At 46.0% G+C, this 12664-nt stretch carries 10 protein-coding genes; 8 read left to right on the top strand and 2 right to left on the bottom strand.

Going from position 1 to position 12664, the window contains the following annotated elements:
* Both K08M4_RS08315 and K08M4_RS21970 read right to left on the bottom strand, forming a co-directional pair.
* Positions 1-777, bottom strand: a complete 777-nt coding sequence (locus tag K08M4_RS08315) for a hypothetical protein (RefSeq protein ID WP_086050409.1) — start codon at positions 775-777, stop codon at positions 1-3.
* The gene (locus K08M4_RS21970; protein WP_157665739.1) at positions 698-1507 is read right to left on the bottom strand and encodes a hypothetical protein; all 810 of its coding nucleotides are present in this window, start codon (positions 1505-1507) and stop codon (positions 698-700) included. Before K08M4_RS21970 ends, K08M4_RS08315 begins: the two co-directional genes overlap by 80 nt.
* Positions 1508-1713: 206 nt before the next feature.
* Between K08M4_RS21970 and K08M4_RS21965 the strand changes: the two genes are divergently transcribed.
* From K08M4_RS21965 to pheT, 8 genes are all read left to right on the top strand, one after another.
* Complete coding sequence (locus K08M4_RS21965) at positions 1714-1860, top strand: hypothetical protein (RefSeq protein WP_157665738.1); 147 nt, start codon at positions 1714-1716, stop codon at positions 1858-1860.
* Positions 1861-2082: 222 nt separating this feature from the next.
* Positions 2083-2868 (top strand): TetR/AcrR family transcriptional regulator, encoded by a 786-nt coding sequence (locus tag K08M4_RS08305; protein WP_086049540.1) that lies wholly within the window; start codon positions 2083-2085, stop codon positions 2866-2868.
* Positions 2869-2988: 120 nt separating this feature from the next.
* Positions 2989-5505 (top strand): efflux RND transporter permease subunit, encoded by a 2517-nt coding sequence (locus tag K08M4_RS08300; protein ID WP_086049539.1) that lies wholly within the window; start codon positions 2989-2991, stop codon positions 5503-5505.
* 95 nt (positions 5506-5600) lie between these two features.
* On the top strand, positions 5601-6356 hold the full coding sequence (locus K08M4_RS08295; RefSeq protein WP_086050408.1) for an outer membrane lipoprotein-sorting protein: 756 nt from the start codon (positions 5601-5603) through the stop codon (positions 6354-6356).
* Positions 6357-6365: 9 nt separating this feature from the next.
* Positions 6366-7598, top strand: coding sequence for a hypothetical protein (locus K08M4_RS08290; RefSeq protein WP_086049538.1), 1233 nt, complete (start codon positions 6366-6368; stop codon positions 7596-7598).
* Positions 7599-7843: 245 nt separating this feature from the next.
* Positions 7844-8953: a GGDEF domain-containing protein gene (locus tag K08M4_RS08285; RefSeq protein WP_086049537.1), complete on the top strand. Its 1110-nt coding sequence runs from the start codon at positions 7844-7846 to the stop codon at positions 8951-8953.
* A 218-nt stretch (positions 8954-9171) separates the two neighbouring features.
* Positions 9172-10155, top strand: a complete 984-nt coding sequence (gene pheS, locus K08M4_RS08280; RefSeq protein ID WP_004734764.1) for a phenylalanine--tRNA ligase subunit alpha — start codon at positions 9172-9174, stop codon at positions 10153-10155.
* A gap of 18 nt (positions 10156-10173) precedes the next feature.
* The gene (gene pheT, locus K08M4_RS08275; RefSeq protein ID WP_086049536.1) at positions 10174-12615 is read left to right on the top strand and encodes a phenylalanine--tRNA ligase subunit beta; all 2442 of its coding nucleotides are present in this window, start codon (positions 10174-10176) and stop codon (positions 12613-12615) included.
* Positions 12616-12664 lie beyond the last annotated feature (49 nt).

The raw sequence follows: 12664 nt of genomic DNA, 5'->3' as shown, positions 1-12664 counted from the left end.
TTACTTTTTACTGTTTAGAATCTTTTGAATTCTCGGGTTAATCGCTTTGCCGTGTTGGCTTTCGTACTCTTCACGTTTTAAATCGTTCAGGTTCTTTACCGAGTTAGCAGCAAGAAGGAACTGCGGTAATTCAGTTTCTAGCATGCCTTTCTCATCTAAACGCTTCGCTTCCAAATAGTACTTCTTAAACAGGCCATCCAACTTGTTTTCAGCGGTGCGCTTCAAGTCGTATAGTTTGTTTTGGATAAGCCATTTTTCAATGTTGTTAACGGCAGTGCGTGATAACACGCGAATGCGGCTATCAAGCAGCTCTTCTTCTGTTAGTGAATCCTTCAGGATCCAAAGCTCACCCATTTGTGGCGGCCAGCTGTTACCTAGTTGAATACGCTCATGACAGTGCATTAGCACACGATTAAGGCCGTCTGAGTCTACAGAGTGCGCAAACTCAAGAAACTTTCCGCTTGGCTCACTACCGTATTGGTATTCCCATTGAGTTTCGTACACGCTCAAGAAAGAACCGAACACATGGATACACCAATCCGTGAGCTCCAATTCAGCGGGATCTTGGTCAACAACAGGCACTTGTTGAGACGAACCCGTGCTCGCAGCATTGGGTGTCGCGACTTCAGTGCTCTGTGCTTCAATCACTTCAGGTAAGACTGAGCCTGTAGAGTCAGAAACAACAGGTGATGCTGGCTCAGAAGGTTGGCTTTTTGCCTTTTTGAATGAGCTGCTGCCTGAAGCGTTCAGATGGGCTAAGCTTTTGTCTATACCCATTTCCTTGAGCTTGTCCTGCATTTCCTGAATATTGAGAGGTCTTCTGCTGTTGTTGTCTTTCATTTTGCTTCTCGTTAACTAGCCAGTACTGCAGCTTGGATTCAATCCGAGATAATGGCATTAATTCATTGGCTTTGGCTTTATACCAGAGGACAAATTTCTTCCATACTAAACTATGGTCACCGGTCAAACCGGAGAATTTAAACGCGCGTTCTGCCCATGATGGTATCTCTTCTTCGTTGAGATCATGAGTAGAGACGGTGTTGCTGTTCATTGAGCCTCGGCCTTGTGGGCGAGGGGCATGTTGCATGTGTTGCATCGGTGCCGGAGCAGGCTGAAACTTGGGTGCAGGTGCAGGTGCAGGTGCAGGTGCAGGTGCAGGTGCAGGTGCAGGTGCAGGTGCCGTAGAGTAGACCGGAATACTGTTGGTCGGTTGAACCTCAACGTGCGCCGTAGCTTGCTCTTGCTCAATGAGCATTTTGAAAACGTGAATCTCTTTTTGATCTCGATAATCTACTTTTATCTTATCGAGAAAACCTTGGTCGACTAAACACTTAAGACAGTCGGCTAAACCAAACGTAGAGAGAGCACAAAGTTGACCTGCTGTTTGTAGGCACACATTGGTGTAGCCGAATTCGTCAGCACCGTCTGCAAGCATCAATAAAACGAGCTTTTCTGCTGGGCTAGAAGTATTCACTTGCCAAGCTAAATAAGAATATTTGGCGCTCAATATCGTGTTCTCAAAAAAGGTAAGTCGTTGTCACTATTGTAAGTCACCCCTTACTTAATTTATAGCAACTTAGTCGAAAACGGCATTAGTAAGCCAAATATTAACCATAAGGAGAGGTCTGCACCAAAAAGTGAACCTGAACTCACTCATTCTCGTGGTTTACGTCCCCTCCATTCGGCTCGAATAGCTGACTATCCTAAACCATCATGCTCTATTTAGATGAAGACAGCGTAATGGGCTTGTATTGGTCTCGCCAAACTAAGGCGCTTCTTTCTGTGTTGGTTAGTGAGGTTGTGTCGGTTATTGATCTTATGTTGGTTAGTGATGCTATGCCAGTTAGTAAAGCGATGTGATTATTGATGGTTTTCTCATCTATTCATAAAGTGAATTTAATTTATGAAACGCCTTGATATGATCAATATTTGCGCTATTATGACGATAAGTCAGAAATGACGAAGCGTCACGAAATGGTTAACTACATGAATTTACTATTCGTGTTAATATATTGAACAGGAGCGTTTTTAATACTGGTTAAGCTTAGGTAATGGCTAAGCTCAAATACGGACTGAAAAATTATGTTTGGCTTTGGTTGTAAAGGCGATAAACAAAGTATCTTTGGTTGCAAAGGCGTGCTGTCTAAGAAGCAGCAATCCATAGCCGACCGAGAAGTAGAATTGATGTTGTTAGCAAAAGATCTGGTTCGAGAACAAGGGTTCGGAAACCTCACGATGGATAAGCTGACGGCGGCGAGCTCTTATTCTAAAGGTACGATATATAATCACTTTTGCAGTAAAGAAGACGTGGTTTTAGCGTTATGTATTCATTCTTTAAAGACCGAGGCGTTGATGTTCGCTCGCTCCGGAGAGTTTGAAGGCAACACACGTGAAAAGATCGTCGCACTGCACGTTGCTTACCGAATCTATGCTCGCATGGAGCCGGTACTATCAACTTGCGCGATCATGGCGAAAAGCCCGTGGGTACTAGAGAAAGCGTCTAGTGCACGTGTCACCGAGATGAACGAACTGGAAGAGTTGGTGATCGAACAAGCCGATTCAATGGTAAACCGAGCAGTAGAAGCCGGTGACCTAAAGTTCTCTTCAGGTGTGGGTTCCGATGCCATCGTGTTTGCAAACTGGTCAATCGCATTTGGTTCAAATGCCTTGTCACAGAATGCATCAAACAGTCATTGTATCAAGCGGTTACAAGACCCATATTCAGTATTACACAACGCGAACATGCTTTTGGACGGCCTCAACTGGCAGCCTCTTTCTAGCGATTGGGATTACCGCAAAACCTGGCGCCGTGTAGAACAAGAACTGTTCAGTGAAGAAGTCGCTTACTTAGAATCGGTAGGCCGATAAGCTTCTATTAAGCCCACTCATGTGGGTTTATTAATAACCATTAGTGACGATTCGTCATAAACTTAAGTTTGCCTAGTGTGGTTTTGGTTTTCTTGAGTATATGACTAAGAATTGTGTCTTTTGTCAGCTCCGGCTGGCTTTTTAAGACACAACTATGACGAATCGTCACAAATGGAGACTGTGATGGAACATGACAGCCAGAAGCCTGCTTTCGATCACCAAAATCGAGATAACCGTAACGTTGATAGCGTAAACGGGGATCTAAATAACAGTTGGCACTCAATACCGACCAAGCGTTCGTTTATCGTTCTGCTGGTGGTTTTTTCAATCATCATTCTCTCTGCATTAGGGGCAAAGAACCTCTACTTTAGAGGGGACTACAACATATTCTTCGAAGGCACCAACAAACAGTTGATGGCGTTCGACGAAATTCAAACCACCTTTGCAAAAACCGACAACCTTGCGATTGTTGTCGCACCTGAAGATGGCAATGTCTTCACCCCAGAAACCCTCACCTTAATTCAAACCCTCACGGTTGATGCGTGGCAGATCCCGTACTCAAGCCGTGTCGATTCGCTGGCCAATTATCAGCACACCGAAGCCATTGAAGATGACTTGTTAGTGGAAGATTTGCTGTACGAAGAATACGAGCACACGCCCGAGCGAATCGCCAAAGTGAAACAGATCGCCCTCAACGAGCCACTGCTTAAAAACGCATTAGTATCAGCCTCTGGTGATGTGACCATTGTTAACGTCACCGTGCAATTACCTGAAGTAGATAAAACCGCGGAAGTGCAAGAAGTGATCGCGGCTATCAATACTATGATCGCCAAGTACCAAGCCGATTACCCGAATGTCGAATTCCACAAGGCAGGCATCATTGCCATGAACAACGCGTTTATGATGTCGGCTCAAGAAGACAGCTCAACACTCGTGCCGTTAATGCTGTTGGTGGTGTTGGTGTTCCTCACCTTTATGCTGCGCTCGTTCTTTAGCGTGGTAGCGACCTTAGTTGTGATTATCTCTTCGATTGTCGCCACCATGGGTTTGTCTGGCTGGGCAGGGATGTTCCTCAGCACAGCAACCGTCAACGTACCTACCTTAGTGTTAACCCTTGCTGTTGCCGATTGTGTTCACGTGATTGTGACCATGAGACAAGCTATGCAGCGCGGGATGGAGAAAGCACAAGCCATTCAATACAGTATTAAGCTGAACGCGATGCCGATTTTGATTACTTCGGTGACCACCGCGATTGGTTTCTTGATGATGAACATGTCGGATTCTCCCGTATTACGAGACTTCGGTAACTTGTCGGCATTGGGCGTGATCATCGCGTGTTTCCTTTCTGTGACTATGCTTCCTGCGCTGTTAAAACTCTTGCCAGTGAAAACTCTGCCAACAAATGAAGTCGCGGAAAGCAAAGTAACCTTTATGGATAAACTGGGCGATTTTGTGGTGGCTAACCGCAAAGCACTGCTGCCGATTTCTACCTTAGTGATTGTTGGCGCAGCCGCGTTAATTCCATTGAACAAAGTGAATGATGAATCGGTGAAGTATTTCGATACCTCAAGCGAATTCAGACAAGCAGCCGATTTCATGGAAGAGACTGTAAGTGGCATGACGACTATCAGTATCGCGGTGAAAACCAACGAGTCTCAAGCGATAGCTGATCCTGTGTTCTTGCAAGCTATTGGTGACTTTACCGATTGGCTACGCGTACAACCAGAAACCGACCATGTGGCCACGCTTTCCGATGTTTACATGCGTTTGAATAAGAACATGCATGGCGATGACGATAGCTACTACCAACTGCCACTTAACCGAGAGTTAGCCGCGCAATACTTACTGCTTTACGAGATGTCATTGCCGTACGGTTTGGACTTGAACAACCAGATCAATGTCGATAAATCATCGATCAAAATGGTGCTGACGGTGGACAACCTAGGCAGTGTGGAATTGGTTGAACTCGAAGAACGCATTTACTCATGGTTTGCCGCTAATGCGCCGCAATATGAAGTGGTGGCGTCGAGCCCGTCATTGATGTTTGCACACATTGGCGAAACCAACATGGCGAGCATGCTATCAACTCTGCCTATCACATTAGTGCTTATCTCGGGCTTGATGATCTTCGCATTGCGCTCGGTTCGCTTGGGCGTGATCAGCCTAGTGCCAAACATTGCCCCGGCGATTATCGGCTTTGGCTTGTGGGCGCTTATTTCGGGTGAAATCAACTTGGGTTTGTCAGTCGTAGTCACGCTCACGTTGGGTATTGTTGTCGATGATGCGGTGCATTTCTTAAGTAAATACCAACGCGCCAGAATGGAAGGGAAATCAGCAGAAGAAGCGGTTCGATACGCTTTCCACACCGTCGGTCGCGCATTGTGGATCACCACGGTCGTGCTTGTAGCTGGTTTCTCTGTACTGGCGATGTCGAGCTTCAGACTCAATTCCGATATGGGCTTACTCAGTGCGATTGTGATTTTCATTGCGTTGGTGGTCGACTTCATTTTGCTACCTAGCTTACTGATGATCTTCGACAAACAGACTCACTATGCAGATAAACCTCAACACGAACCAAAGCCTGACACCAAGTCGCTGGCTAATCCAACCGCCGAACTGACTACATCAACCAAATAAGGAATCGTCAGCCTACTGCGGTGGGCTGACTCAAGGAGATCATTATGAAAAGCTTTAAACACTTTATTACAAAGAAAACACTCATAACGTCATTGATGACTATTGGCGCGCTATTAGCCTTCCCAGTGTTAGCAGACCCAGCAAAAGGCTTAGAAATTGCCGAGCAACGTAAAGCAGTCGATGTCGGGTGGGGCGATTCTGTTGCAACCATGGAAATGCTACTTCGCAACAAACAAGGCGAAAGTAGCTCGCGTCTAATGCGATTGAAGTCGTTAGAAGTCGATGACGATGGTGATAAAGGGCTGACTATTTTTGATGAGCCACGCGACGTAAAAGGCACGGCTTTCCTCAACCATTCACACATTACCAAATCCGATGACCAATGGTTGTATCTGCCTGCATTGAAACGTGTAAAACGCATCTCTTCACGCAACAAATCTGGCCCGTTTATGGGCAGTGAATTTGCGTATGAAGACTTGAGCTCGTTTGAGTTAGAAAAGTACACCTTTAACTACATTGAAGACGCCAAAATCGAAGGTGTCGATACCTTTGTTTTAGAGCAAGTTCCTACCGATAAGAACTCTGGCTACACCATGCAAAAGGTATGGTTAGACCAGCAATATTACCGCCCAGTTCAGGTTGAATTTTACGACCGCAAAGGCGCGTTGTTGAAAACCCTCTCGTTCCAAGATTACAAACAATACCTAAACCAATACTGGCGCGCGCACACTATGTCGATGCAAAACCACCAAACAGGTAAAAGCACCGTATTAACCACGACAGATTTAGCGTTCCAGACCGGTCTTAAGGACAAGGACTTCCAAAAAAACACACTTAAACGTGCAAAGTAAGGCAAGAATATGAAAAGGATTGTGTTAACAGGAACGCAGTTATCTTTAACCTTGGCTGCGACAGTTGGGCTAATGCAAGTGTCGTTGCCATGTGTGGCAGCTGGTTTTAGCTCTGAGTTCGCAGAACCGGTCACCCCGGAGCTAGCAGGGCAAGTTAACCTTGAACACAGGCAGTTCTTTAGTGACGGTTTGCAAGGGCAAGATAAAGGACAAAGCTCACTGGTGTTGCAACCAGAGTTTTACTGGGAGCAAGAGGAGGGCAACGGCAGCTTTACCTTCACCCCGTTTTATCGCCTAGACAGCGAAGATGATGAGCGCACCCATGGCGACGTTCGTGAAGCTCTGTACCTAACGTATTGGGATGACTACGAACTGCGAGCCGGTGTCGGCAAGGTGTTCTGGGGTGTCACTGAATCGGCGCACTTGGTCGATGTGGTAAACCAAACCGATGCCATTGAATCGGTCGATGGTGAATCGAAGTTAGGTCAGCCAATGGTGCACTTCACCTCGATAAAAGACTGGGGAACCATTGATGCCATGTTACTGCCGTATTTTCGCGAGCGTACCTTTGCAGGGGAAGACGGTCGATTAAGGTCGACAGTGCCTGTATCGGACGATGCGCTTTACGAATCTTCGAGAGAAGAAAAGCACGTTGATGTAGCGCTGCGCTATAGCCAAATGTACGGTGATTGGGATGTCGGTTTAAGCTACTTAGGCGGCACAAATCGCGACCCTTATTACCGTGTAGAGGGCAATGAACTCAAGCCGTATTACGCGCAAATGCAGCACTTCGGACTCGATGTACAAGGTATTATTGGCGATTGGTTGTGGAAGCTGGAAAGCATTTATCGCGACAGTTACGACAATCACACAGGCGTCGCGACAGGCTTTGAATACACCTGGGTTGGGGCGCTTGAATCGTATTGGGACATCGGCTTCATTGCTGAATACCTGTATGACAGCCGAGGCAACAACGCCCAAACCATCGGTCAAAACGATGTCTTCCTGGGTGCTCGTTTCGCCTTGAACGATGAAGACGGCACCGAAGTGCTTACAGGCATCACTCAAGACTTAGATAACAGCGATATCTACAGTGCTAAGTTGGAAGCATCAAGCCGCATCAACAACAACCTCAAGTGGCGACTCAACGCTTGGTTGTTTGAGAACGAAACCCCAGAAGACTTGTTGTTCTTCGCCCGCAAAGACGATTTTATAGAGGTGGCGTTGGAATATTACTTTTAGTATTTTCAATAAGTTAAGTTAATGTTGGTTTATTGGGGTGTTCTTGTTGAATTGAACGCCCCAAACCCAGTGTTAATTTATATTTGTAGAGATCGAAGTCATCTTTCTATAAAAGGAGCAAGCAATCAGGTAGGCCTACAGGTAGTATGGTTATATTTTACATGTATATATAACCTCTACATATGCATGCTTTTGACTACTGGTAACTGCCGGTAAACAAGTGTGATTTGGGCGTTAAGGGATTTATGAATTCATTTACTTGGAATAGATACTTCGAAACAGGCATTGGTGTCGTAGATGAACAACATCAATACCTCGTCGGTTTTATCAACCACTATGGCAATTTACTGTCTGAAAACACTATCTCAATCGAAGATATTAGCATCGCTTTACTCGATCTCACGAGCTATGCCGAGTTTCACTTTAAAGAAGAAGAATCTTTGATGAGAGCTCGTAATTTATATCGCTCTCACATCGAAGAACACATCAAAGTTCATCGTGTATTTATGCAAGATATCTACAGCATGCAAGCTTTCATCTTGGAAGAAGATCAGGTGTCCGCACGTCAGCTACTGGACTTCCTCATTCATTGGCTTGCTTACCACATCCTCGGCATCGACCAAAACATGGCGCGACAAATGACCGCCATAGAAGAGGGCGCGACACCTCTGCAAGCCTTTGAAGCGGAAGAAAAGCAGCAAGACTCTTCGACTGTGCCTTTGTTGGCGGCTCTTAAAGGCTTATTTGAGCAAGTCTCTGAACGCAATAAGCAGTTGTTACGCTTCAACCAGTTACTCGAAGATAAAGTTGAGGAACGCACCGCAGAATTAAAAAGAGCGAACAAGAGACTTGAAGAGCTGTCATTAACCGACTCTCTCACTAATTTGCATAACCGTCGTAGTGCTTTTAAACAGTTAGCGCTGCATTGGCAAGACTCCAAAGAACTGGGCATGCCTTTGGTGTGCATTATGATTGATGCCGACCACTTCAAGCGCATTAATGACACTAGCGGTCATGATGCAGGCGACTTGGTGCTAAAAACCCTCTCGCGTGAACTGAAAAACACGTTCCGTAATGATGATATTGTTTGCCGGTTAGGTGGCGATGAGTTCTTGGTAATCTGCCCAGATACTGACCTTAAAGGTGGGATGTACATCGCGGAAACCGCTCGACAGCAAGTGTCTGAATTAGAGGTTGAAACCAGTAATCAAGTTTGGATTGGCAGTATTAGTGTCGGTGTCGCTGAAATAACCGAAGAATTCGGCTCAATGAATGATTTGATTAAAGCCGCCGATGAGTCCGTCTATTTAGCGAAAAACGCGGGGAAGAACAGCGTTTGTTCGATTCAGATTTAGCGTTCAGGTCATTTCCAAATTAAGCAGTGGAACCAGTAATTGTTCCACTTCTTCTTACTCCTCATTAATATCCTGTTAAATTTGCCGTGTTTTTAGTCAATAACTTGCTCTTTTAACGATTCAATTTGGCATTGTTAGCGTGTTTGATTACTATGTGTAGCTATCTAAAAAAACTAATCATCCGATACGGACACTACCAACTGGTAGATGAGGAAATGATGCAACATCTAGAAGAGATCATTGCTAATGCAACGACTGCTATTGATACAGCAGATTCGTTAGTCGCACTTGATGAAGTGCGAGTTCAGTATTTAGGTAAGAAGGGTGAACTCACTCTTCAACTACAAAGCCTAGGTAAACTTCCACCTGAAGAGCGTCGCACTGCTGGTCAAGAGATCAACAAAGCGAAAGGTGCTGTTCAACAAGCGATCGCAGCTCGTAAAGACGCACTTCAACGTGCAGAGCTTGAAGCGAAACTAGCTGAAGAAACTATCGATGTGAGCCTACCAGGTCGTCGCATTGAGAACGGTGGTCTTCACCCAGTGACTCGTACAGTTGAACGTATCGAACAGTTCTTTGGTGAGCTTGGCTTTAGCACTGAGTCTGGCCCTGAGATCGAAGATGCATTCCACAACTTTGATGCACTAAACATCGCAGACGATCACCCAGCTCGTACTGATCACGATACTTTCTTCTTCAACCCTGATCTAATGCTACGTACGCACACTTCTGGTGTTCAAATCCGTACGATGGAAAACGGCAAACCGCCATTCCGCTTCATTGCTCCGGGTCGTGTTTACCGTAACGACTACGATCAAACTCACACGCCAATGTTCCACCAAGTGGAAGGTATGTTAGTTGATGAGAACGTAAACTTTGCACAACTTAAAGGCATTCTTAACGATTTCCTTTGTAACTTCTTTGAAGAAGAAGTTGAAGTGCGTTTCCGTCCTTCATTCTTCCCGTTCACAGAGCCTTCAGCTGAAGTTGACGTGAAACGTAAAGATGGCAAATGGCTAGAAGTTCTAGGTTGTGGCATGGTTCACCCTAACGTACTTCGCTCTGTTGGCATCGACCCTGAGAAATACTCTGGTTTTGCATTCGGTATGGGTGTAGAGCGTCTAACGATGCTTCGTTACGGCGTAAATGACCTTCGTGCGTTCTTCGAGAACGACCTTCGTTTCCTTAAACAATTCAAGTAATCCGGGGCAGTCAAAACTATGAAATTCAGTGAATCTTGGCTACGCGAGTGGGTTAAACCTGCAATTAACAGCGAAGAGCTAGCTCACCAAATCACTATGGCTGGTTTGGAAGTTGACGATGTAGAACCTGTTGCTGGTGAATTCACCGGCGTTAAAGTAGGTAAAGTGGTTGAGTGCGGTCAGCACCCAGACGCAGACAAACTACAAGTAACTAAAATTGATATCGGCGCTGTTGATGCAGAAGGTAATAAAGAACTTTTAGACATCGTTTGTGGTGCATCTAACTGTCGTCTTGGCCTAACTGTAGCAGTAGCAACAGTTGGCGCAGTACTTCCTGGTGACTTCAAAATCAAGAAAGCAAAACTACGTGGCGTTCCATCGCACGGCATGCTTTGTTCTTTCTCTGAGCTAGGTATCGACGTAGAGTCTGACGGCATCCTTGAGCTGCCAGAAGGCACAGCGCTAGGTATGGACGTTCGTGAGCTTCTTGAGCTTAACGACGTAACTATCGACGTAGACCTAACAGCAAACCGCGCAGACTGCTTCAGCATCCGTGGCCTTGCTCGTGAAGTTGGCGTACTAAACCGCGCAGACGTTACAGAGCCAACAGTTGAAGCTGTTGCAACAAGCATTGAAGACACAGTATCTGTTGAAATCAAAGCAACTGATGCTTGTCCACGTTACCTTGGCCGTGTGGTTAAGAACGTAAACGTGAAAGCGGAATCTCCAATCTGGATGCAAGAAAAACTGCGCCGTTGTGGTATTCGTTCAATCGACCCAGTTGTAGACATCACAAACTACGTGATGCTAGAGCAAGGCCAACCAATGCACGCATTTGATCTTGCTAAGATCGAAGGCGGTATCGTGGTTCGTCTAGCAGAGCAGGGCGAAAAGCTAACACTTCTAGATGGCAACGAAGCTGAACTAAACAGCAACACACTTGTTATCGCAGACCAAAACAAAGCACTAGCAATCGCAGGTATCTTTGGCGGTCAAGATTCAGGTGTTACGACTGAAACGACAGACGTACTTCTTGAAGCGGCGTTCTTCGCACCGGATCACATCCGTGGTCGCGCACGTGCTTACGGCCTTCACACAGATTCTTCTCTACGTTTCGAACGTGGTGTTGATTCAACGCTTCAAGCAGCAGCAATGGAGCGTGCAACACAGCTTCTAGTTGAAATCTGTGGTGGTGAAGTTGCGCCAGTAAACGGCAGCGAATCTGAAGCTGATCTTCCTAAAGCAAACGTAGTTGCTCTACGTCGCGCTAAGCTAGACAGCCTACTAGGTCACGAAATCCCATCTACAGACGTAGTGGAAATTCTTACTCGCCTAGGTTGTGGCGTTACTGTTGTTGAAAATACAGAAAGCACAGAAGCTGGTTGGACGGCAACGTCTCCATCTTGGCGTTTTGATATCGCAATCGAGCAAGACCTAATTGAAGAAGTAGGTCGTATCTACGGTTACGATAACATTCCAAACCAAGCGCCTAAAGCGGCACTTAAAATGAATGACCACAAAGAAGCTAACCAACCGCTTAAGCGCGTTCGTGACCTTCTTGTAGACCGTGGCTACCACGAAGCAATCACATACAGCTTCGTAGAACCAGAACAGCAAAAATTGGTTGTACCGGGTGTTGAGCCGCTAATCCTGCCATTCCCAATCTCTGCGGATATGTCAGCAATGCGTCTTGGCCTAATCCAAGGTCTTCTAAACACAGTGGTTCACAACCAGAAGCGTCAACAGTCTCGCGTTCGTCTATTCGAATCAGGCCTACGTTTCATCCCTGAAGCAACGGCTGAAAACGGCATGCGCCAAGAAATGATGCTTGCGGGCGTTATCTCTGGTACTCGTGGCGAAGAGCACTGGGACATTGCAACTAACACTGTAGATTTCTTCGATCTTAAAGGTGACCTAGAAGCCGTTCTTGAGCTTTCTGCAAACGAAATCGCATACAGCTTCAAATCTCTTTCTTCTGAAGCAAAAGAGCGCAACCCAGCACTTCACCCAGGTCAATCGGCTACGATTATGGCTAACGGCAAAGAAGTGGGTATCATTGGTACTGTTCACCCAGAACTAGAGCGTAAGTTTGGTCTTAACGGCCGTACTATCGTATTCGAAATCGAATGGGCAGCTATCAACACTCGCGTGCTTCCAGAAGCAGTAGCGGTATCTAAGTTCCCTGCAAACCGTCGTGATATCGCAGTAGTTGTTGACGAAGCAGTTGCTTCTGGCGACATCGTAGAAGCGTGTATCGCAGCTGGTGGTGAATTCCTAACAGGCGCTAAACTGTTCGACGTATACGTTGGTCAAGGCGTTGAAGAAGGTAAGAAGAGCCTAGCAATCGCACTTAGCCTACAGTCTGTAGAGCGCACACTTGAAGATGCAGATATCGCTGGTTCAGTAGATGCTATCGTAGCTTCAATCTCAGAGAAATTCGGCGCAGCACTTCGCGACTAATCTCTTCTGATAGATAGAAAACCAAAGGCCTCGCATTGCGAGGCCTTTT

The organism is Vibrio syngnathi (assembly GCF_002119525.1).
Taxonomy (GTDB): Bacteria; Pseudomonadota; Gammaproteobacteria; order Enterobacterales; family Vibrionaceae; genus Vibrio; species Vibrio syngnathi.
The sequence above is the reverse complement of the archived record's forward strand: the minus strand, read 5'-3'. Positions and strand labels throughout refer to the sequence as shown.

Coding starts and splice junctions, on each gene's coding strand:
- K08M4_RS08315 (WP_086050409.1), bottom strand. CDS start 777: ATGGGTATAGACAAAAGCTTAGCCCATCTGAACGCTTCAGGCAGCAGC.
- K08M4_RS21965 (WP_157665738.1), top strand. CDS start 1,714: ATGCTCTATTTAGATGAAGACAGCGTAATGGGCTTGTATTGGTCTCGC.
- K08M4_RS08305 (WP_086049540.1), top strand. CDS start 2,083: ATGTTTGGCTTTGGTTGTAAAGGCGATAAACAAAGTATCTTTGGTTGC.
- K08M4_RS08295 (WP_086050408.1), top strand. CDS start 5,601: ATGACTATTGGCGCGCTATTAGCCTTCCCAGTGTTAGCAGACCCAGCA.
- K08M4_RS08290 (WP_086049538.1), top strand. CDS start 6,366: ATGAAAAGGATTGTGTTAACAGGAACGCAGTTATCTTTAACCTTGGCT.
- K08M4_RS08285 (WP_086049537.1), top strand. CDS start 7,844: ATGAATTCATTTACTTGGAATAGATACTTCGAAACAGGCATTGGTGTC.
- pheS (WP_004734764.1), top strand. CDS start 9,172: ATGCAACATCTAGAAGAGATCATTGCTAATGCAACGACTGCTATTGAT.
- pheT (WP_086049536.1), top strand. CDS start 10,174: ATGAAATTCAGTGAATCTTGGCTACGCGAGTGGGTTAAACCTGCAATT.